17 protein-coding genes and 1 tRNA gene are annotated in these 24,235 nt (G+C 25.6%); 10 read left to right on the top strand and 8 right to left on the bottom strand.

Features of this window, described 5'->3' with window-relative positions; genetic code table 11:
* Together QZ288_RS00740 and QZ288_RS00735 are read right to left on the bottom strand one after the other, a co-directional pair.
* On the bottom strand, positions 1–875 hold an 875-nt coding region (locus QZ288_RS00740; RefSeq protein WP_295153909.1), incomplete at its 3' end, for a cell surface protein.
* Between the two features lie 388 nt (positions 876–1,263).
* Positions 1,264–2,874: a peptide ABC transporter substrate-binding protein gene (locus QZ288_RS00735; protein WP_295153929.1), complete on the bottom strand. Its 1,611-nt coding sequence runs from the start codon at positions 2,872–2,874 to the stop codon at positions 1,264–1,266.
* A 156-nt stretch (positions 2,875–3,030) separates the two neighbouring features.
* On the opposite strand from QZ288_RS00735, the gene QZ288_RS00730 reads away from it, so the two are divergent.
* Positions 3,031–6,141: a PD-(D/E)XK nuclease family protein gene (locus tag QZ288_RS00730; protein ID WP_295153907.1), complete on the top strand. Its 3,111-nt coding sequence runs from the start codon at positions 3,031–3,033 to the stop codon at positions 6,139–6,141.
* Positions 6,142–6,578: 437 nt separating this feature from the next.
* Here the strand turns inward: QZ288_RS00730 and ligA are convergent, their stop codons facing one another.
* Entirely contained in the window at positions 6,579–8,570 is a 1,992-nt protein-coding gene (gene ligA / locus QZ288_RS00725) for an NAD-dependent DNA ligase LigA (RefSeq protein WP_295153905.1), read from the bottom strand.
* 652 nt (positions 8,571–9,222) lie between these two features.
* Here ligA and QZ288_RS00720 point away from each other — a divergent pair.
* The 4 genes from QZ288_RS00720 (at position 9,223) to QZ288_RS00705 (ending at position 11,789) form a co-directional block, all read left to right on the top strand.
* Positions 9,223–10,026, top strand: a complete 804-nt coding sequence (locus QZ288_RS00720; RefSeq protein WP_295153903.1) for a DUF2262 domain-containing protein — start codon at positions 9,223–9,225, stop codon at positions 10,024–10,026.
* Between the two features lie 300 nt (positions 10,027–10,326).
* Entirely contained in the window at positions 10,327–11,061 is a 735-nt protein-coding gene (gene trmD / locus QZ288_RS00715; protein ID WP_295153901.1) for a tRNA (guanosine(37)-N1)-methyltransferase TrmD, read from the top strand.
* A gap of 385 nt (positions 11,062–11,446) precedes the next feature.
* Positions 11,447–11,531: transfer RNA gene (locus QZ288_RS00710), tRNA-Leu, on the top strand.
* Between the two features lie 57 nt (positions 11,532–11,588).
* Positions 11,589–11,789: a hypothetical protein gene (locus QZ288_RS00705; RefSeq protein WP_295153899.1), complete on the top strand. Its 201-nt coding sequence runs from the start codon at positions 11,589–11,591 to the stop codon at positions 11,787–11,789.
* On the opposite strand, the gene QZ288_RS00700 is transcribed toward QZ288_RS00705, so the two are convergent.
* Positions 11,786–12,076 (bottom strand): DUF6506 family protein, encoded by a 291-nt coding sequence (locus QZ288_RS00700; RefSeq protein WP_295153897.1) that lies wholly within the window; start codon positions 12,074–12,076, stop codon positions 11,786–11,788. The two genes, QZ288_RS00705 and QZ288_RS00700, sit on opposite strands and share 4 nt — an antisense overlap.
* Before the next feature lie 295 nt (positions 12,077–12,371).
* Here QZ288_RS00700 and QZ288_RS00695 point away from each other — a divergent pair, with 295 nt between their 5' ends.
* The 3 genes from QZ288_RS00695 to QZ288_RS00685 all read left to right on the top strand — a co-directional run bounded on the left by QZ288_RS00695 (position 12,372) and on the right by QZ288_RS00685 (position 16,053).
* Entirely contained in the window at positions 12,372–13,376 is a 1,005-nt protein-coding gene (locus QZ288_RS00695; RefSeq protein WP_295153895.1) for an Ldh family oxidoreductase, read from the top strand.
* A 17-nt stretch (positions 13,377–13,393) separates the two neighbouring features.
* Positions 13,394–14,062, top strand: coding sequence for a DNA alkylation repair protein (locus tag QZ288_RS00690; RefSeq protein ID WP_295153893.1), 669 nt, complete (start codon positions 13,394–13,396; stop codon positions 14,060–14,062).
* 194 nt (positions 14,063–14,256) lie between these two features.
* Positions 14,257–16,053 (top strand): methyl-accepting chemotaxis protein, encoded by a 1,797-nt coding sequence (locus QZ288_RS00685; protein ID WP_295153891.1) that lies wholly within the window; start codon positions 14,257–14,259, stop codon positions 16,051–16,053.
* Positions 16,054–16,066: 13 nt separating this feature from the next.
* Here QZ288_RS00685 and QZ288_RS00680 read toward each other — a convergent pair whose 3' ends face one another.
* Positions 16,067–16,951 carry an AAA family ATPase gene (locus tag QZ288_RS00680; RefSeq protein ID WP_295153889.1) on the bottom strand — a complete coding sequence of 295 codons (885 nt, stop codon included), beginning with the start codon at positions 16,949–16,951 and terminating at the stop codon, positions 16,067–16,069.
* 203 nt (positions 16,952–17,154) lie between these two features.
* Between QZ288_RS00680 and QZ288_RS00675 the strand changes: the two genes are divergently transcribed.
* The gene (locus tag QZ288_RS00675) at positions 17,155–18,210 is read left to right on the top strand and encodes a DUF3298 domain-containing protein (RefSeq protein WP_295153888.1); all 1,056 of its coding nucleotides are present in this window, start codon (positions 17,155–17,157) and stop codon (positions 18,208–18,210) included.
* Between the two features lie 63 nt (positions 18,211–18,273).
* The gene (locus QZ288_RS00670; protein ID WP_295153886.1) at positions 18,274–18,690 is read left to right on the top strand and encodes a single-stranded DNA-binding protein; all 417 of its coding nucleotides are present in this window, start codon (positions 18,274–18,276) and stop codon (positions 18,688–18,690) included.
* On the opposite strand, the gene tmk is transcribed toward QZ288_RS00670, so the two are convergent.
* The 3 genes from tmk to QZ288_RS00655 all read right to left on the bottom strand — a co-directional run bounded on the left by tmk (position 18,659) and on the right by QZ288_RS00655 (position 23,986).
* Positions 18,659–19,270 (bottom strand): dTMP kinase, encoded by a 612-nt coding sequence (gene tmk, locus QZ288_RS00665; protein WP_295153884.1) that lies wholly within the window; start codon positions 19,268–19,270, stop codon positions 18,659–18,661. The two genes, QZ288_RS00670 and tmk, sit on opposite strands and share 32 nt — an antisense overlap.
* Before the next feature lie 66 nt (positions 19,271–19,336).
* Positions 19,337–20,485, bottom strand: coding sequence for a phospho-N-acetylmuramoyl-pentapeptide-transferase (gene mraY / locus QZ288_RS00660; RefSeq protein WP_295153882.1), 1,149 nt, complete (start codon positions 20,483–20,485; stop codon positions 19,337–19,339).
* 213 nt (positions 20,486–20,698) lie between these two features.
* Positions 20,699–23,986, bottom strand: a complete 3,288-nt coding sequence (locus QZ288_RS00655) for a DUF4132 domain-containing protein (RefSeq protein ID WP_295153880.1) — start codon at positions 23,984–23,986, stop codon at positions 20,699–20,701.
* Positions 23,987–24,235: the final 249 nt, after the last annotated feature.

Raw genomic sequence — 24,235 nt, 5'->3', positions numbered from 1 at the left:
GCATGAGTTGTAACTTGATCTGCTCCTTTGTATTTAGAAGAAACTACAGCATAACCTAAAGAAGGTTCAAAGTATAAAGAAACTGTATCGCTTGAAGCTGCTAAAGATAATACAGGCTTAACAAATACTTTGAATGGACTTACATCATAAATATCTGATTGTTTTTGACCACCACTTAAACCTGAAATTCTGCCATGAGCAACATAGTTTTCTATAGTTCCGCCTTTTAATGCTGTATGATAATCTATTCTAACATAAGGATTAACAGTAACATTTCCTATTTGTGTTCTTAAGAAATATAACCTAACTTGGAAACCAAAAGCTTCTGAAGTATATTTAGTATCAACATCAGATGTGTTATTTCTATAATAGAAATATAATCTTATAGCATTGAAAGCATCTACACCTGTAAAATATCTTAATTGGATATTATTGAAAGCTATACCTGTATAGTTATCAGCATCTGCCACTTGTATAGGAGCTGCTATTCTTAAATTATTATTTAAAGCATTAAGAGCTAATACAGGAGTATGTACTTGCATATCTTTGTTGATGTAAGTGAAATTATATCCTAATCCAATACCTATCATATCAGAAGTATATCCTATACCAACTGAAACTGTAGGGCTGAAATCAGTAGGCTGATTAGTTGGAACATTTAAAATATTACCCATCCAGCCTGTGTTAGCTCTGAAGCCGAAAGTACCTTTGATTGTTCCGTTTCCTAAAACGAAGCCTAATTGATCCATTCTAGCTCTGAACTGGTTTCCATGAGTAAGGAAGTCAATCCAAGAATCGCCATAACCGTACATGCCAAATGCTGATGCACTTGCCATAGCAAGGAGCATCATAGTAGTTAATAAAAATTTTTTCATGTTTTTTTCTCCTAAATTTTAATAAAACATATTAGTAGTATACAAAAATATTATAAAATTGTCAATATTATGATATATTAAATTTATATAAATATATTTATTCATATATGTAAATATGTATTATATAAAAAATATGATTAATTACAGTATATTTTTTTACTAGTAATAAAAAACTAATTGTATGAGGTTTTATATCCTGCGATAATAAAATCATTTTTAGACACTAAAAAGCCGCTGTAAAAATTGAGTTTTTTATTATTGCTAATAAAATCTAATGTTAAAAAAATTATTAGTTTTTATTATTACTAATAAAAAACTTGTTCGTCAATAACTCCTATCGCTTTAAAAAAATTTATTTAATTCAATAATTACAAAATACAATATTTTATTAATTTAATTTAGCATAAAAGAATTTATGTGCCCCAAGAGGGTCGTAAATAACATTCGATAATTTTTTGCTTACTATAATCGGATCCGTATAAAAATAAAGAGGTATTAAAGCCATATCTTCCATAAGTATATCCTCAGCCTCATGCATAGCCTTCATTCTTATATCTTTATCTGCTGAAGACATAGCAAGCTTCAATTTATCATCATAAGCCTTATTAGAATAGCCTCCATTATTCTGTATGCTGTAACTTAAAAATACTCCTAAAAAACTCATAGGATCATTATAATCAGCTATCCAGCCATGACGGGCTATAACAAAATTTTTATCCTGTCTTGTAGTTTGAAAAACAGCCCATTCTTCCTGAGATATAGTAGAATCTATTGATAATTCTTCTTTCCACATCTGCTGTACTGCTTCAAATATCTGTATATGTTCTCCTGAATTAGATTTGAATTCTATAACAGGAAAGCCTGCTGCATTAGAATATCCTGCCTCTGCTAAAAGTCTTTTTGCCTCTTCAGCATTTTTCTTATAGTCTTCAGGCTTTATGCTGTAATAATCCCCTCCCAATTTTCTAAAATCATCATCAGAGTTTTCAGCATCATTAACACCATTAGGAACCCAAGCAGCTGCAGGAAGCTGTCCGCCCCTAGTCACATTTTCAACTAAATAATTTCTATCTATAGCCAAAGATAAAGCCCTGCGTATTCTTACATCTCTTAATATTTCATTGGTAATATTCAAGCAATAATAATATGTGCCCAAATAAGGAGATATATACATTAATCCCTCTTTTTTCAAATTCTCAATATCCTGAAGAGGAGGATTATTAGCAAAATGTATAGAGCCTTCTTTTAAAGCCGCAACTGCTGCAGTAGGGTTTTGCATAAGTATAAATACAAGTTTTTCAGGTATTATATTATCAGCATTCCAATAATTAGTATTTTTTTCCATAATAAGCCTATCATCAGTTCTTCTCTCTATCATAACAAAAGGTCCGTTGCCTATATAAGTTTCAGGAGAAAGAGTCCAATTATCGCCGTTTTCTTCTACAATATCTTTTCTAATAGGATAAAATGTAGGAAAAGCAGTTAATTCTAAAAAATAAGCTGTAGGAGAATTCAATTTTATTTCTAAAGTTTTTTCATCTATAGCCTTAATCCCCAATTCAGAAACAGACTTTTTACCGGAATTAATATCGATAGCATTAAGAACAGGCTCAAACTGATAAGCATATTCGCATGCTGTAATAGGATCAACTGCCCTCTGCCAAGCATAAACAAAATCTTCTGCTGTTATTTTTTTACCGTCAGACCATTTAGCATTATCTCTTATATAAAATGTATAAGTTAATCCGTCTTCGCTGATATCCCATCTCTCAGCAGCTCCGCCTATTATTTTATTATCCTTATCTCTAGTAGATAATCCCTCAAAAGCATGCTGAATATAAATACTTCCGTCTACAGTAGAGTTTAGTGCAGGGTCTATAGTTTTAGGTTCAGGTCCTACATTAATATATATTATTCCGTCTTTTGAAGTATTTCCTTTGCAGGAAATAAAAAATACAATTAAACTTAATGATAAAATTATTAACAGTTTTTTCTTAATAGTTTTTTTATCGTTTTTCATAACATTTCCTATTTAATTTTTATTTTTAATAATTATATTTCATATTGTCTATTAGTCAATTATTTTTTTATAATCAGAAGCATATTCTTTACAATTACAAATTTTAAAGTATAATTAAATAAAAAAGATAAATATATGCAAGAATTATTTTTATTTCCAAATTATAAAGCAAAAAATAATTACCTAAAAGATAAATTCAACAATTATACTTTAGATATAACTAATTATCAAACACTTCATCAATATTATAAAAACAGCATAGATAATTTTTTTGAAAAATACAAAATAGAATATGAAGTTCAAAAAATAGATGAATCAATAGCCGTAATTAATATTCATAATATATTATTTCAGTATAAAGAAAAATATAAAAACTCATTAATAGCAAAGCAGAATATCAATTATGAGCTTGCATATACTTTATATAAGCTGATAGAAGAAATAACTTTAGCAAAATTTTATAACTTCAAATTAGATGATTATAAAAATTTAGAAGAGATTAATAATATTATAAATCTATATAAAAAATACAATAGAGAAAATAATTTATTAGATGAATTTGATATTTTTGAACTTTTTATTGAATATATAAAAAATAAAAAATTAAATTTCTTTAATAATTATAATTCAATAACAATTTATAATTTTGAAAAGATACCGCCTTTACATTTAATATTTTTAGAAAATATAAAAAAGCATTATAATATAAATATAAAAGTTATAATGCCTTATGATATGAAAAAGCATTTCAATAATTATAAATCATTCTATCAGGGTATTGATAATATTGATAATTTTGATATAAATAAAAATTCAGATTTTGCTAAGGCTTTATTAAAAGAAAATAATAATATAAATCAATATAAAGATAAAATTAAATTCATATCAGGATTCGGGGCAAAACAGGAAGCTGATACGGTTATTGATGAAATAATTAAATTAATAGAAAAAGGAGTTAATCCTTATGATATAGGAATAATATTTTCGGATATTCAATTATACAGCGATATTATTTCAAACAGATTAAAAGAATGCAAAATAAAATTCAATGAAAGAAGAGCTAATTTTATATGGAAAGTACCTATAATACCAGTTCTTACTTCTATATTTTTGATATTGGATAAGTATGACGGAGAGATAGATACAGATGCTTTAATAAAAATATTATCCTCTTCATATATAAAAAATCTTGATAAAATTAATCCTTATAATATAAGAGATATGATTTATTCTTCAGATGATGAAATATTTTCAAAAATGTCTTTTAAAGATTTTAAATATAAGATTGCTAAGAAGTTTGAAGAAAATAATGCATCAAAATCCATAATTGATTTTTTAGATTTATTAAATGAGCTTGTATCTAAAAAAACTTATAAAGAAATAGGTCTTTCATATATTAAAATTTTGAAATTCTTAAAAATAGGAAATATATTTGAAGATGATACCTATAAAGATAAAGATGAATATTTTTACAGAGATAATGAAGCATTAGCATTATTTATTAATATTATAATTGATATAGCATATACTAATACAGAAAATATAAAAATAAGTCATTTTGATTTTCATTCTGCTTTAAATACTATTTTAAGAGATAAATCAATAGGAGAATATAACAGCAGAGATATATCTGTAACTGTAAGCAATTTATATGATGCTAGGGGATTAAGATTCAAATATTTATTTATACTTGGAATGAATAATAACTTTATAAACAGAAAGCCGAATTTATTTTTTATAGGCTCTAAATTAAGAGAAGAAATAAATAAAAAAAATAAAAAAATAGCTTTTAATACTCAAAGTTATTTATCGGATATTAATTATGCATTATTTCTTAATATATTATCTTTATGCTATGATGACAGTAATATTTATTTTGCATTCAGATTCAAAGATGAAAAAGGAAATTTGGAAATTCCTTTCTACTATTTGGAAGATTTATACAGAGAATTATATAATGATGATTTTAAATTTGAAAGTTTAGAAAAAAACGGGCTTATATACAGAAAAGAATATATACAAAAACAGGATAATATTCATACCGATAAAGAAAATCTTATGAGTTTATTTTTATATAATGATATAGCTTATAATATTGAAAATATAAATGATATTATAGATACTGTTTATCATAAATCTAATAAGAATATGCATCATAATTTTAACAATAAAAATGAAGAGATAAAAAATTTCTTTTTGAATATTTTTAAAGAAAAAGTATCTGTTACAACTTTGCAGTCTGTAATGGAATGTCCTGCCAAATTCTTTTATTCAGCTTTATACTCAAAAGAATCAGCTAAATCAAAAATGCAGAGTATAAATTATATGGACAGAGGAAAAGCATATCATCAATTCTTTCAGGATTTTTATAAGGAAGTAAAAAACAGATACGGCTCTCATCTAAAGGAAAGCGAATTTAATAATTACTGCAATATAGCAAATGAAGTTATAGAAAATCATATAAATAATTTAATAAATATATACTCAGAAAAAGATTTAGAAGAAAAATATAAATTAGAATATGAATATGATTACAGTGTTATAAAAGAAGAAGCATTAAATATAATGTCTTCATTCATAAAAAAAGAAATAGAACAAAATAAAATAAAAGAAGATGAAGGCTTTTATTATATACCGTCGTATTTTGAAAAATACATAGGCGGTAAATATGAAGAAGATTTTATAATTTATCAAAATAAAGATTTATCTATAAAGATTAAAGGAATAGCAGACAGAATAGATTTCAGCTATTATGATGAAGAAAATAAAAATATAAACGGAATAAGAATTGTCGATTATAAATCAAGCTATAAAAAAGAAGAGCCTTACGGAGAAACTCAAAAAGATATTATAAAAGAAACTATAAGAATATACTTTCAGCCTATTTTATATTTGAAATTCATATTAAATAAATATATACAAAATAGTGTAGCAGAAAAAATAAAGCATTTAGAAGTTGTATTTACTGTATATAAAGAAAAAGATGTCATAAATGAATCGCAGCAGATAAATCAGTCCTATAATGATAGGGATATGCTTTTATCTATATGCGGATATATTGAAAGCGAATATAATTTAAATAATTACTTTGATGAAATATTCGATAAAATTCTTGAAGGCGAATTAATTTATATACCAAATAGTGCAAACTGCGATAACTGTTATAATTTTTCTTACTGCGAAAAATCATATAAAAAAGATGATTATGAAAAATATGATTATGAAAAACATAATAATGAAGAATAATATTTATAAAAATACAGCTTCAAAAAATTATTTATCTATAAAGATACCTATATAACTAAAAAATATAATCTAACATCATTTATTATAAGCAAAGTTATACTCGGACTTTTCTAAATTAATAATGTATTCATAAAATTCATTTTCTTCAGCTTCAAGATAATATCCTTTTTATTATTTCAAAACAAGAACATATAAACCTATGATTATATTTATTTTTTAGTATAAATAATAGAAGATAATCCTCCTCTATATATTATATAATCAACATATAAATCGCCATATTTATAAATATTTTCAAAATATATTAAATTATTCATTTTACTTTCGATTTTTTACATTACTGAAAAATATTGTATATTGTTTAACATTTTTATATAACCAAAAATCTATATGAGAATTATTTTTTTTAATTATATTTTAAGTAATACTGTTTTTTATTATTTATTAACAAGCTTTATAAACTCATCAGCGAGAATTATCTCTATACCTAAATCCTGAGCTTTTTTAAGTTTGCTTCCTGATTTTTCTCCTACTATCAGAATATCTGTATTCTTCGACACAGAAGACTGAACTGATGCTCCTAATCTCTCAGCAGCTTCTTTTGCAGAAGTTCTTGTAAAGCCTTCTATAGAACCTGTGATTACAACATTTTTTCCGGTGATAGGAGATTCTTCTGCAGCTAACTTTTCAAATACAGGATTAACGCCAGCCTCAAGCAAATCATCTATCAATTTTGAAGCCTTTTCGCTGTTAAGAAAATCATAAATACTTTTTGCACTTACTTCTCCTATTCCTTCAATATTCTGTAAATCTTCAATATCAGCTTTCCTAAAATTTTCTATTGATGTGAAATATTTAGCAAGCAAATCTGCAGTAGTTTCTCCAACCTGACGCATTCCCAAAGCATATATAAATCTTTTTAAAGTAGTGTTTTTACTATCCTCAATAGATTTAAGCATATTTCCTGCAAGTTTCTCTCCCATTCTTTCAAATTCAAATAATTTTTCTTTTGTTATCTTATAAAGGTCAGCAGGAGTTTTTACAAGCCCGCTTTTTGTAAATGCAGCAATCCATTCCTTTCCTATACCGTCCATATTCATAGCAGGCTTTGAAACAAAATATTCTATATATTTAGTTATCTTACTAGGACATTCTTCATTAATGCATCTTACAATTACATCTCCGTCAGTTACGGCAGTATCTCCTTTACAAACAGGGCATTTATTTGGAAACTCAAAAATTTTGCTGTCAGGCGGACGCTTCTCTAATACCACCCTTGTAATTTTAGGTATAACATCTCCTGAACGAATAACTACAACAGTATCTCCAATTCTTATATCTTTTGATTTTATCTCATTAGGATTATGAAGCGTAACATTTGAAACAGTAACTCCTCCAACTTGAACAGGCTCTAATTTTGCAACAGGCGTTAATGCACCAGTTCTTCCTACCTGCACCTCTATATTTTTCAAAATAGTTTCTTTTTCTTCAGGCTTGAATTTAAAAGCTGCGGCAAATCTCGGAGCACGGGATAAAAATCCTAATTTCTCTTGATATTTAACATCATCAACTTTTATTACAAGTCCGTCAATATCATAATCTATTTTGCTTCTATTTTCCTGTATATCATAATAAATATCCAATACTTTTTTAGAATCAATATTTCCGTGAACTCCTTCAACTGTAAAACCTAAATCAGATAAAAACTCCATTGCTTTATATTCATTAGTTAAATTAAAATCTCTATAATTTGCAATTTGATAGGCAAAGAATTTTAATCTTCTTTTTTTACTTTCAGAACTGTCTAATTGTCTAAGTCCACCTGCAGCAGCATTTCTTGCATTTGCAAAAGGAATCTCCTCAAGCTCTTCTCTCTCTTTATTTAAAGCTTCAAAATCTTTCTTTGTTATTAATGCCTCGCCTCTTATAATAAGTTTATTTTTTTCTTTTATTTTTTTAGGCACATTACTCATCATTTTAACATTATTAGTAACATTCTCTCCTATCTGTCCGTCTCCTCTAGTTCCTGCAGCTGTTAATTTTCCTTCCTCATAAATAAGCTCTAAAGCAAGACCATCAAATTTATTTTCAACTGTATATTTAATATTATCTTCATTAAGCTCTTTTTTCATTCTATTATCAAAATCCCAAAACTCCTCTTCATTCATAACATTAGAAAGAGAATACATTGCAATGGAATGTTCAAACTTTTCAAACTTTTCTAATATAGTGCCGCCTACTTTATTTGTAGGGCTTTCATCTTTTTTTAATTCAGGAAACTCTATTTCAAGATTCTCTAATTCTCTGAAAAGTTTATCATATTCATAATCTTCTATTTCAGGATTATCATCTGTATAATAAAGTTTATTATGATAATTAATAATTTCTGTTAATTGTTCAATTTTTTTTCTAGCTTCTTCTCTGTTCATAATTATCCCATTAAAAGTATTTATAATAAATTTTGTATATTTACTGCATCTGATTATTATATATTCAGGCATTATTTTTTATTATTTTAAATAATTATAATTTATTTATTATTTTGCATATTATAATATAAAACTGCTTGAATTCAATATAAATTTAATAAATAACTCCCTCTATTATTAGTATAACAAAAAAATATTTAAGTAAATAAAAAATATTTGAATATAGAATTTTTTTGCAGTTTAGTTATATATTTGACATAAGTCAAAATAAACAATTAAAATTAATAGAACATTTTATTTATAAAAAAATTACTATATTACAGCTTTTCTATTCTTAATTTACTAATAAAAAACTTGTACTGATATCGGCATTATCTCCTGCCATTCTTGCGAATGTCAGGCACTCACAATTTTTATATTCATCTTTCTAGTATAAAACCTTACTAAGTTTATATAGTATAATATAAATGTAAATTGCAGTCAATAATCGATAACAATTTGAATAAGAATTTCATTTACAATCTAATAAATAATAAGAAATATAATTAAATATAATCTTAAACAAATAATAATAAATAGTTAAAACATATTTACCAATTTATTAAAATAAGTTAAAATTTTAAATATAAAATAATAAATAGGATAGCAAGCTGTGAACAATGAAATAGATAATTTTAATAATAATTTTAATGATGAAATTTCAGACATTGCATTCGTACTTAAAGAATCATGCTGCACAGCTACTAAATTTAATAAAGATAAATATTATCGTTTATCTGTTGATGCTATTGCTTTAAAAAATATTGCTACTAATGAAATTATAGAAAATGAACATATTAGCATTAATAAAAAAGTTAAAGAAACAAAAGAATATTTTAAAATGTTTAAAAGTAAAAGTATAGTAAGGTTAAAAGTGAGAAAAGAAAAAACTTCTGATAACTTATATATTAGATTTTTACTTGAAGATATAGTTGACAGTGATTATAAAGATGATGATTTAAATATTATATTAGAAAAATATTTAGAACCTGTTTATTATAAAGATGATGAGTTTGGAGATTTTAAGCTTGATAAATCTATTAACAGTTTTCAAAAAGATATATATTGGCTTGATAATGATATATCAATTTTATTTGATAATATTGATGAAGAGAATAATAAAAGAAGCATTGATATAATCAGAAAAATATTTGCTAATAAAAAATATATTGACAAAAAACTAAAAAAATATGCAGCAGAAAATATGCTTGAAGATGCCAATAGCTGGAATGATGATGCAGACAAGCCTCATATAAATGAAGAAGAATTCGCAAAATTAATAACTTTAGAATCTATAAGTATACAGGGATATGAATATAATATAACATTTTACTTTGATGACGGTGATATTTTCTTTGGACATTCTATAATAGTAGAAAGCGATTCAAATTTTAATTTTACAGATGCTTATATATGAGGATAATTCACTAAAATTAAACTTTAAAATATAATTCAAATTTTATTTACTTTTATTTACAATTCATTAAACTTAATTAAAGCCTGTGTATATGCTATATTTTTTAATGTCCTTGTCTTATTTTTAATTTTAAACTGTTATTATAATTTTTTACTCAAGAGTTTTTTCAATTTATATCTTAATTTCTGCATATAGAATGAGTTTAATAATTTAGCTTTTATTTATATTATTATATTAAAAACTATGCTTAATGATTATAAATGCACTTGATATAGAGCTTTTATATAGTATAATGCTAAAATGATAATAGATATACTCACTCTTTTTCCAAAATTTTATGAAAGCCCTATTTCCATAGGTATTATAAATATGGCTATTAATGAAAAAAAAATAAATTTGAATATTGAAGATATGAGAGCATACGGAGAAGGCAATTATAAAAAATGCGATGATTATCCTTATGGCGGAGGACCTGGTATGATCATAAGTTATAATATATTCAAAAAATATTTTGAAAGTCATAATAGAGGATATACAATTATTTTTTCGCCTTCAGGAAAAACTTTGACGCAAAAAAAAGTAAAAGAGTTATCCTATAAAAAGCATATCACTATGATACTTGGGCATTATGAGGGAATAGATTACAGAGTTGAAGAAAAATATGCTGATGAATCTATCAGTATTGGGGATTATGTATTAAGCGGAGGAGAGATACCTGCTCTTTTGCTTTTAGATGCAATATCAAGATATAAAGGCGTTATGAATAATGATGAGTCTGTAATAAGCGATACATTTGAAGAAAACAGTATTGGGCTTTTAGAGTATGAACAATATACAAGACCTTATGAAATAGATAATATGAAAGTACCTGATATTCTTCTTTCGGGCAATCATAAAAATATTGATGAATATAGAAGAAAAAGAAGCATTATAAAAACATTTAAAAATAGAGGAGATTTGCTTTCAAAAGTTAATCTTAATAAAAAAGATATAGAAACTATTTTTAACTATTTAAAAGAAAATAATATGAACTAAAATCTTTTGCCTAATAAAATGAGTTTTTTATTTTATTCTAACTCTCCAACTCAAAAGTTTTTTTATTTAAAGTCTGCCTGCCATAATCAGAGCGAAATAAAATTATGAGTATCTGATATTCTGATAATGCAGCAGATAATTAAAAATAATTTTAAAGCTTATAGCCTCTTTATTGTGCTTATAAAAATTGCGGGTGTCAGACATTCACAGAATGGCATAGTTTATTAAAAATAATAAAAAAGGGCTTACATTATCAGCATATACTTTGCCAAATCGTAAGTATCGGCAATAATATAAAATTTATAGCCTGCAATAATAATAAAATATTTATGAAATAAAACTTGATTTTTTTTCAGCAATATGTTAATATTTACAGCAACTGCTAGCTCGGGTGATGGAATTGGTAGACATAGCAGATTTAAAATCTGCTGGTCCTTGTGACCGTGCCGGTTCGATTCCGGCCCCGAGCAAATAAATACTAATTTCCAAAACGGAGCATTTTTAAGTTTTGCACTTTTATATAATTTATGATAAATAATCACGATAAACTTTCTAAACAAAATCTAATAATACTTATCATAGGATTAGTAATATTCGCTATTAGTTTTCTATTTACGGCAATGGTAGGACAGCACCCTGAAGGTTTTATGGGTTTTTTAGCACCTTTTACTATGCTTTCAGGTATTATAGTGATAGTTATAGGATTTTTATATAAATCTAATTCCTAATTACTTGCGAAAAGTTTTTTATAAATATCCTCCTGCTCTTTCAAATGTACGGCAAATCCTACCGCTATTTTATTTTCTGTTGCCTCTATTATTTTTCTTGCACCTTCTTCTTTAAAGCCTCCGCATAATTCTATACAGTCAATACCTTTTTCTTTAAGTTCTTTAGCTATTTTACAGGCTTCCTCTATATCTGAAACCCCTATTATCTGAGCAATACCATTATGTATATATGCCTTATCTGTATTACTGTCAAAAATACTTCCCATTATTAAATAAGCGAATTTCATTTTTATACTCCTTTTTATATTCATTGAAAATTGATAAAATAATTATAAACAATAAATAAAAAAAGTATATACTATTATCATAATTATATTATTGCTGGTTTAAACTAGTTAATTAAAACGGTTTATATAAGGCATAAAAATATTAATAAAAAGCATATGTCATAGATAAATATATAATTTGTATTATTACAGAAGTAAAATATACAGCATACAAAAATCATACTACGCTTATTGACATTATGTTTATAACTATGTAAACTTTATTATGTTTATTAAATATAAGGGTTTTGTCAGTATGATTAAAGTTAAAGCAAAAGACTTAATGGAAGCTCTATACAATAAATTGATATCTGCAGGAGTATCAGAAGAACAGGCTTCTATTATAAGAGATGTTCTTATATATGCTGATATAAGAGGCATACATTCTCATGGTGTTATTAGAGCTGAGCATTATATTGAAAGAATAAAATCAGGGGGAATAAATTTAGATTCAAAATTTAATATAGAAATAAAAAAGCCTTCTTTTGCATTGATGGATGCCGACGGAGGATTCGGACATACTGCAGCTCATTATGCTATGAAATGGGCTTTAGAAACCGTTGAAAAACAAGGAATTGCCTTAATAGGAATAAAGAATAATAGTCATGCTGGTGCTTTGGGATATTATAATAAAATGGCAATAGATAAAAATAAAGTTTCTTTAATAATGCTTAATACAGATCCCTGCGTAATACCTTTCGGAGGCAAGAGAGCATTTTTCGGAACTAATCCTATAAGCTATGGTTTTCCTGCAAAAAAAGATTTTATATTAGGAGATATGGCTACAAGCGAGGTATCTCTCGGACGCATATTTACAGCCCGCGAAAATAATGAAACTGTGCCTATGAATTGGGGAGTTGATGAAAACGGAAATCCAAGCAGTAATCCTTATGAAATAAAATATGTTGTGCCTTTCGGAGGAGTCAAAGGATATTTAATAATGACTATGGTTGAGGCTTTCACAGGGCTTTTAATAGGACAGGCATACTGCAATAATTTAGTAAAAATGTACAGCGATATGGATAAAAAAAGAAATTTATCTGCATTCATACTTGTAATAGATCCCGCTGTTTATAATGATTTGGATACTTATTTGAATACCGTTCAGTCATTTATTGATGATATAAGAAAAGAAGAGGCATTAAAAGAAAATGAAACTATATCAATACCCGGAGAGAGAAAAGAGGCTTGTTATATTGATTATTTAAAAAACGGAATACCTTTATCCGAGCATGTTTATAATTATATTTTTGATAAATAAATTTTAGGTCTTATTAAATGAGTGATTTATATATTTTTCTTTCAAAAGAATTTAAAAAATTAAAAAATGAAAAAGAAGCCTTAATGATGTCTAAATATATGAGAAATAATTTTGAGTTTTTGGGCATTCATTCAAAAGAAAGAAAGGAAGCTGAAAAGAAAGTATTCAAAACAATTCCAAAAGATGAAAAAGAGTTTATTGATTTTAACTTTACAGATAAATGCTATGATAATAAATACAGAGAATTTCAGTATGCTTCTTTATACTATTTAAAATTAAAAAATAAATATCTAAATAAAAACAATATAGAAAAATTAAAAGAATATGCACTCACAAAATCATGGTGGGATACTATAGATTTTTTAGATAGGATAATTGGCGATATTGCTTTAAGAGATGAGTCAGTCAATAATATACTTTTAGAATGGTCTTTATCTGATAATATTTGGCTTAGGAGAATAGCCATAGATCATCAGCTTTTAAGAAAGGATAAAACTAATACTCAATTATTAGAAAAAATTATAATAAACAATTTAAACAATAAAGAGTTTTTTATAAATAAAGCTATAGGCTGGTCTTTAAGGGATTACAGCAAAACTAATCCTGATTGGGTTAGGGATTTTATAGAAAGGCATAAAAATGATATGGCTAATCTCAGCATTAAAGAAGCAGGCAAATATATTTAATTTCTTTATATGAACTCTAAAGAAAATTTTTTATATAATAAAAATTTTAATAATAGATAAATTTATATTTTTATTTTCATTTTCTATGCGTTGAATATACTGCTGAAATATAGTTATTTATAATACTAGTTTTTTTTAAAATTTATCTTATAATAGCTTTAATATAGTAATAAATTTAATTTTTGGAGAAATTAATGAAAAGAGGATTAATGTTTAATTTTTTAAGTGTTTTCTCTATATTTTTATTTGCAGCATTTTTAGCAATATTATTTATATTTAAACCTATATACAAATCAAGATTTATAAAAGAAAAATATTTCCAAACTCTAAACTCCAAAAATGAAACAGAAGCACATGTAAAAGAAATAAAAAATACTGTTAATTTAATAGTTAATAATTTAGAATCAAATCCTGACTTAGAAACATTCGGAAACTTTATAACAAATGTACAAAAAACAGGTACGGGATATTTAAATATATATTTCGGAGATACGGTTCCTTATCCAGAAGGAGGAATATATCTAAATACAATAGAAGAATATCCAAGAACTTATGATCAAACATCAAGAGCTTGGTATAAGGATGCAATAGCAACAAATGATATAGCAATAAGCGATCCTTATATAGATTTTGCTGTTAATGAACTTACTGTTACATTTAGTAAGGCGGTTTATACAAACGGCAGATTAAAAGGGGTATTTGCTATAGATTTTGCCAATATGAATAATATAATGAAAGATGTAAAAGTAAATTTTAAAGAGAATTTTTATATAGTATCTCCAAACGGAATATATATGACACATGAAAATAGCGATTATATATTAAGTGAAAACAATAATTTATTTACAGACCCGCTTTTTGCACCTTTCAAAGATAATCTTGCATCTCATATAGGCGAAGTAAAAATAGCGGGCAATCAATGGTATGTTATACAAAAAACAGATAATGCCCCTTGGATTTTAATATTTAAAGGAGATGCTAGTGAGTTTAATAATCAGTTTATGATTTTTATGATTATAGTATTCATTGCTATGGTTTTTATTTTATTTCTTGAGGGATTTCTTGTTTATAAAATAGTAAAGCCTTTGAAAAATACTATAAAAATAATAGACTCGATGAAAGACGGTAATTTTAACAGCATATTTAATGAAGAAGATTTAAGTTTAAAAGATGAATCAGGACATTTAGTAAATTCAGTTAATGATATGCAAAATAAAATTTCAGATATAGTTTTAGGAATAAAAACAAATATATCCTCAATAAATAATTCAAGCGGGCAGATATCAGAGGGAATAGATCATTTATCAGAAAGAACATCATCTCAGGCGGCTGCTATAGAAGAGGTAAGCAGTTCTATACAAAATTTATTCTCTTCTATATCAGAAACATCAAAGCATGCAAATAATGTAAAAAATATGAGCAGTAAAGTATCAGATTCCACAAGAATAGGTGTAGAAGCTGTAACACAAATATCAGATAATATGTCTGATATATCTCAGTCTAGTAAAGAAATATCGGATATTATAAAGCTAATACAATCTATAGCATTTCAAACAAATATACTTGCTTTAAATGCTGCCGTAGAAGCGGCTAGAGCCGGAGAACAGGGGAAGGGTTTTGCTGTTGTAGCATCTGAAATACGTTCGCTTGCACAAAATGTTAATGATGCTGCTGGAAAAATTACTGATATAATAGAAAATACCGTTACAAAGATAGAAACAGGAGATGAATCCGTTAGGAATTCTTTAGAAATACTTTTAAATATAGAAAACTCTGCAAAAGAAGTTTCTAATGTTTTAGTTAATTTATATAATGCTGTTTCTGAAGAAGAGGGAAGCGTAAGAGAAATTTCTCTTGCTATGAATGAACTTAATAATATTACTCAGGAAAATTCAAATCTAGTACAAAACAGTGCTATTTTAGGAAGAAAAGTTGCTAATAATACTGAAAGCGTTTATGAAGAATTAGAGTATTTTAAATTAAATAAATAACTTTATGCATTATTTAAATAATTGTGCTTCCTTCATCATTCATATTTTTTCTATTATCTTTATCATCTATATTCAAACTTAATATTCTAAGCCCTTCATCTCCTAATACAGATTTTAATGCTATTAAAAAAGCCGTATCTCTGCTGCCTGCAATATTACTTTTATAAAGCTTCATAGCATATCTTGCCATATTAATGCCATCTCTCACAGAAAAAGAAGCATTATGTATATGAGATTTTTGTAAGAATCCTACAGTAATTTTTAATATCTCATCATCTGCAAAAGGCAAATTCATTTTTAATATATCATATTCTTCTTTAACATCAGGAAAAGGAAGTTCTATAGTAGGCTGCAAACGGGAATGTATATATTCAGGAAGTTCAAAAGTACTTGCATCATCATTCATAGTAACTATTATTCTAAAATCAGGATGAGCCTTTATCTTTATCCCAGCTATAACGCTTTCTACATACCTTCTGTCATCAAGAAGAGGAGCTAAAGAAGCCCAAGTCTTTTCTCCCATTCTGTTTCCCTCATCTAATATAGCAACTCCGCCTTTAATCATAGCACTAACCAAGCTGGAAGCATGATAGCTTATTTTATTATCTTCAGATATTACAGGTATTATTATCAAATCTTCAGGTCTTGTATCTACTGTACATTGAAATATATAAACATCTCTGTTCAAAAGCTCTTTGGCAGTATAATAAGAAAGAGTAGTTTTTCCTGTACCGGGCTTTCCCACTATTCTAGGATTCAAAGGTATATCATCTTCTGAAATTAAATGCCAAGATGCCATTATTTGTCTTACTAAATCATTCTGCCCTGTCCATTTTACATTTAAATTATCAGGATGCGATAATGTAAGCTCTACATTCTCTATTTGAATTTTTTCCATTTTTAAGCCTTTTATTTCTGCTATAAATAGCTTGCTTTAACATTACTAATAAACAGCTGCTTATAAGTATTTATTTTGTAAATAATATTATTAATTTTATAAAAAGTCAATTATTTATAATAATTTTAACAATATATTATTGATTATTTATATTTAAATTATATATTTATATTTTATAAAGTAAAAATAAAAAGGGATTTATTATGTTAAATAAATATGTATATATACTGCTTATTCTAACTGTATTAATTATTTCATGCAGTAAAAAAAATAATGATATAAATGATATATCAGAGAATAAGAAAAGTATAAATATAGAAGAATCTAAATTCTATTTATTAAAAGGAAATATTGCAGGAGAAAAAGCTGATATGTATTTATATGTAAATGAAAAAAATAAAAAAGTAAGCGGTTATTATTATACAAAAAATAAAAAAGCTATGATTACAGGAAGCATTAATAATAATAGGCTGAATTTAAATGAATTAGATGAGAATAATAATATATATGCTTCAATATCAGGAAATTTAAGCGATGATATAGTACTTAATGCTGAAATAAAATATGATGAAATAAATGAAATTAAAGATATGGAATTTTATTTAAATAGAAATCTGCCTGTATATTATGCTGATATTGTTGATTATTATAAAAATGATAATTTAAGCAATTCTATATTCTCTTATCATAGAACTTTACTTTTATTCAGTAAAAATACTGATATCAAGTCTTTAGATATGCAGTCATCTATTAACTATGTAGAAGAAGAATGCGGTAATTACTATAATGAATGGAAAGAGCTTTTATATTCAGGTGCAGATAATGCAGTTTATGAAATAGATAATACTGTCAATGTAGGTTATATAGATAATAGAATAATAGCACTTGATAATTATTCTTCAATGTATACAGGATATGATAATATAGTAAAAGCAAATATTCAGGAAGTTTTTTCTTTAGAAAGTTCTAATCTCATTACGATAAGAGATTTAATAGATGATTTTTATAATACTGATTTAATACGGCTTATGAGAGATAAAATATTAAAAACAGGCTCGGTAAAAGAGGATTACTTTAAATTTAATTCCATAACATTAGAAAGCTCAACTTTCAGAATACTTCCGAATTCTATTAATTTTGTATGGCAGGTTTATGATATAGCACCATATACTACAGGAATAACTGAAATAAGTTTTACTTTTGAAGAATTAAAGCCTTATGTAAAAGAAGATTCTCCTTTATATTATTTATTTTTATAAATAGGCTTAAATTGATAAAAAAATTTGTTTAACTATTAGCATAAAGATAATAAGGAGTTTAATATGTCTGGAAATGCTAATATTATTGTAATAGAAGGAAGATTAACAAAAGATCCTTCTTATATGAAAACAAAGAATGGAAAATCTTTATGCAAATTTTCTATAGCAAATAATAGGTATTATTATACTAATGGTTCTTTACAAAAGGAGGTATATTTTTTTGATTTAGTTGCTTGGGGATACAATGCTGATAAGGCTGCTGTTAATCTATTTAAAGGAAGACATATACTTGTAAACGGAGAATTAAGACAAAACAGATATACAGCAAAAGACGGAAGTAAAAAAACTGCAGTATATATACTAGCATTAGAAATAAAAAATTTAGATAAAAAATCTATAGGAAATACTTCATATACGAATACAGCCAATAATCAGATAATACATGACTCTATTGAAGAGAATTTAGAGGAAGTATTTTAGATTCTTTTATGATATTTAAAAGCTCATTATTGATATATTTTTCATCTTTGGAGGCATCTATATGATGTATATATGAATCATTAATTGAAGAAAATATTTTATCAACATTTTCTAAATAATTTTTGTTTTCAAATCTATCAACAAAACCTCTTTTTTTTATGATTCTATCTAATGCAGTTTCTATCGGAAGATGAAGTATAAATTCTATATCAGGTATTATTATAAAATCTTTATGCAGATTATATATATATTCTATATCTATGCCCTTAGCACCTTGATAAGCCATAGATGAATGCATATATCTGTCTAATACTATTACATATCCGTCGCTTATAGCAGGCTTTATCATATGCTTTATATGATCTTTTCTATCTGCTATAAATAATGATAATTCTTCTTCAGGCTTTAAATCCTTGCTGAACATACTTTCTCTTAATTTAGAACCATAATAAGCATGTGTAGGCTCAAATGTATATATAGATTTTACTCCCATATTATTTAAAGTATCAGTCAGCATTATGCCTATGCTTGATTTTCCGGAACCGTCAATACCTTCCAATACTATTAATTTACCATTCATAATGTTTCCTATTATTATTAATACATATTTAAATATAACAATTATTTAAGCTAATGTCAAAAATATTTATCTTATTTTAAGCGTCGCTATACCTATAAGAGCAACTATTATGCCTATAATATAAAATCTAAATACCACCTGAGTTTCTTTCCAGCCTGATTTTTCAAAATGATGATGCAAAGGAGCCATTTTAAATATTCTCTTTTTAAACATCTTATAAGAAAATACCTGCAAAACCACACTGAAAGCCTCAGCTACATACACAGCACCAATTATAAGAAGCAGTAATTCATGTTTTATAAATAAAGCAATAATGCCTAAAACTCCGCCCAAAGATAAACTTCCCACATCTCCCATAAATACTTGTGCAGGGTGAGCATTAAACCATAAAAAACCTAGTCCTGCACCTATCAAAGCACCTACAAAAACAGTAACCTCTCCTGCATCCGATATAAAAGGTATTTTCAAATAAGTTGCTATAACCGAGTTTCCAGATACATAAGAAAGCACAGCCAAAGCCATAGACATTATTATCAAAAGACCTATAGCAAGCCCGTCAAGTCCGTCAGTTAAATTTACAGCATTACTCATACTTACAATTACAAATGCAGCAAAAGGTATATATAAAAGCTTTAAATCTATATATATAGTGCTTGCAAATGGAAGAAATATTGCAGATGAAGAAACTTGTGCAACCTTAACAGCCTCTAATGCTCCTATTCCCTGATTAAGTTCAAAAGTCATTAAAAATACTGAATTGTCAAAATAATATAAATATACTCCTATCATAATACCTGTAAGAGTTTGAAAAAATATTTTATATTTTCCGGGAAGCCCCTTTGAATTTTTATACTTAATTTTTAGAAAATCATCTAAAAAGCCTGCTATAGAAAGTATTAATAATGAAACTGTAAGAAGAATTATTTTTAAATTATCAAGTTTTCCCCATAAAAGTATGCTTATCAAAATGCTTCCTATGATAAATATACCGCCCATAGTAGGAGTACCTGTTTTTATTAAATGTGTTTCAGGTCCGTCATCTCTTACAACCTGACCAAAATTTAATTTTCTAAGTCTGCCTATAATAGAAGGGGCAAATATCAAAACAAAAATTAAAGCCGAAGCAACTGCCCCAGCTGTTCTAAAAGTAATATATCTGAATATATTAAATCCGAAAAATGATTCCCTTAAAGGATAAAAAATTTCATACAACATCTATATCAATAACCTTTATGCAAAAAATAAATTTCAAAAACATTTATATAATACTATTATATATAAACTATTTTGTCAATTAGAATAATTATGTTAATTTGTATTTTTTATTATTGCTGTTGCCGACACCAAGATATTAATGTATCATTAGAGGTAACGGCTTTTATTTTATTAATCATTATATATATATTACATATAACTAATAAATATTTTTTACTTTATAAAATAAGATTTTACTGTTCCGTATATTGATGAAGTAAATCTCTTATTAATTTCTAAAGGATTTATGCATTCTTCTTCATTATAATTGCCGTTTTCATTTAACTTGTGGAAAGTTATATTATTAAATGTTATCTCTTCATCGGCTCCTATTCCAAAATACATAAATCTGAAATTAATACGGCAGGCTATATTTAATATATTGTCTTTTAATTCATAATAAGTATAGCTTCCTCCGTCTTCTATATCCCTTGCTCTTTCAAATGACATTTTATTTGCCATTGACATAATATCGCCTGCTTTAATTTCTTTATCTTCAAATGAAATAATCTTATTGTTTTTTATATGTTCTTCTTTTACTTCTTCAAATAATAAGCTAAGCTGATTAATAGGCTGTGATATTTCATAATCGCTTAACTGCATTTTCCATTTTGATAATTTTTCACTGTCTAATTCTATTGGATGAACTAAAGTAATATTTTTTTTATTTTTAATGCTGTCATCAAATATATATTCTTCTTCATCAAAAGTATTAAATGTACCGTCTTCCATATATCTGAAACTTTCAAGTAAATTATTATTTTCATCATAAACACCCCATATAAGCTTCAAAGCAAATATATTCATTATAGGGTTATTAACAAAAAGCTCATTAAAAGTTTTATAAGACCATTTGCGTCCGTTTAATAATACTTTATTTAATCTTGTCATCTGATTAGAGCTTATCATTTTAATATTTTTCTTTATTAAAGTTAATTCTTTTTTAGATGCATCTGCTGCTGACTTGTCATCTTTACTGTTTGGTGCAGGAAGTGATTTTAAAACTTTATTATTTGAATCTGTTATTTCAATAGAGAAATCATTTTTTATTTTGATTGTAAATACTCTGTCAGCTTCTCCTTTATAATGAAGTTCTCTCATTCCTTTTTTATCAAAATCTAAATCAGGTATTATTTTATCTATAAGCTCATCTTCTGAAATTTCTAATTGATAAGCTGCTTTCTTTAATGCATCTTTTGCAGCATTTTTTACCTGATTATTTTTTATTTTTACTGATATTGTATCAGCTAAAACTAATGCAAATTTGCTTCCATTTAAAGCTATTGCATATACTGCGTATGCTCCTAATGCTCCTCTAGCATTCAATGCCCAATCTTCAATCTGAGCTTTTAATTTTAAAAGTTTATCTTCGCTTTGAAAAATACAATATGGAATGAGTATATTTTTTAATTTTGTATCTGCTTTTTTATCAAGCCAATTAGAATATATATTATCAAGTGCATTTCTTAATGAATCAATATCAAAAAACTCTGCTATTTTATTGCAGTCTTTTAATATAGAAGGCTCTTTTAATGCAGTATATTCCATAAATATATACTTTACTATTTTTAAAGGTGCTGATGTTTGTTTATCTTTAAGTAAAATATTAGAAAGTATATTTTCATCTATATCTTTTATTAAGCTTTCATGCCCTTCATTATAGTATTTATTTAAATATTCTTCTATTTCATCAACACTTTTAAATTGGAAATCATCATTAAATTTTTGTAAATCCCAATTTTTAATTATCTCTTTATAAACTGTTCTTGATGCTTCTTTTCCTTCATTAGATAATTTTTCTATTTTGCTTCTAATAATGCTTTCATTATCATTTATTATTGATATGCAGTGTTTTTTAATTTCTTTTGATTTGGCTGTATCAAGAACTTTTAATATAAAATCAAATTTATTATCTATTAATTCGCTTAACTCATCGCTGAAAATATAATCAATAAAAACTATTGTATGCGTAATATTTGATGTTATGGAAGTGATAAATTGTTTATCTTCTATAACAGCTTTTACCTCTTCTTTATTTTCTTTTACAAGTGCTGTGATATCATTTTTTGAGTTTATGGATAAATATACATTTTTTAACGGTACTTTTTTTTCATTAACTAATTTTTCTTTAATTAATGAAATATTTCTATTATATAATATTTTTTGAATAGAAATATAAACATAAATTTTTCCGTATATCCCATAATGCTTTAATAATTTATCAGTAATTTCTGATGCCTCATCATTTATGCCGTCAAAAGACATTATAGCTGAAAAATAATTATTATATCTATCTTTAAAATATTCTAATCTTTTAGAAATTATATCATCGAAACTTTTAATAGATTCTACTGATTGTAATGATTCTAATAATTTTTCTTTGAGTTTTGATATTATAGAATCAGCATCAATTTTGTATTTATTATCATTGCTTGCAAGCATAATTGATGAAAGCATAACACAAGGAAGATACAGCCATTCTAATTTTGATTTTTCTATTATTTCATAAAGTTTATAAAAAGTTTCTTTATCTTCATCATATAATTTTTTTATATTTTCTGTTAATTTTGAGGTATATATAAAATTATTATTAACAATATTATTTAATAATAAAAATTCTTTATTAAAACCGCAGATTTCTAAATATTCAGGCACAACTTTTTTAGAATACTGATAATACTCTTTATTATCTGAATACTCTTTGCAAAATCTCTTATATGCCTTAATTGCACTGCTAGTCATTTCAGAATCTATATTTACAAGAAAATAAATCATATTATTATTTTTATTTAAAATATTCATTAATCTATTAAAAACTTCTTTATCTTTATCTGCTATAGTAAAAAGCAATGCGATAGCTTCATATTCATTAATTTTTAGAGAATCTATATAATTTAATAATTGTTTAATAAGGCTTTTATCATCATCTCTATTTATAAGATAAACTAGAATAGTTAATAATAAATGAGGTTCTTTATTTAATAATATTTTATTGTCATTTTTTATTTTTTCTAAATACTGATTAAACTCTTTAAAAATATTATTTTCTAATTTTAAAAAATTTTTGAAATTATTTATTTGTATTTGAATATATTTATTAGCTTCATTATTTACTCTGTCTATATTTCTTTTGAATACATTATTATAATTTTTTATTAATGCATTTTCTAATTCTTCTCCTGCACATAAACTTACAATTATATTTGCAGAATTATTTTTATATACATCTCTAATTATAATTTCTGCATATCTTTGAAGTGCTTTTTTATCTTCTTTTGAAGTATTCTCATCAAAATAAAAATCTAAAATCTCTTCATACCAATAATTATGATAAACTCCTAAATTAGGGCAGCTTTCTGATTTTCCATAGAAATAATCAATAAATTTATATCCATTATTATAATAAAATATGTTTTTAAACTTCCTTTTTATTAGTTCTTCGTTATTTATATCATTTTCCATAATAATCGCCTCATTTTTGATTGTTTTTCTATATATAATAATTAGTTTTTTTTATTTTGTCAAATTTATTAGCAAATAATTAGATTAAAAATAATTTACATATTTTTAGCCTATTATATTTTTTTATATTATATATAAATTCAAAAATATAAACAATATTTATTTATAAGTTTTATTAAACTTGCCTGAATAATATTTATGTTTCTTACAGCAGTATTAAGTAATATCTTTTTATATTTAAAAACTATA

The organism is uncultured Brachyspira sp., assembly GCF_910578695.1.
Classification (GTDB): Bacteria; Spirochaetota; Brachyspiria; order Brachyspirales; family Brachyspiraceae; genus Brachyspira.
Note: the sequence above shows the minus strand (reverse complement) of the source record. Positions and strands in the feature narration are given on the sequence as shown.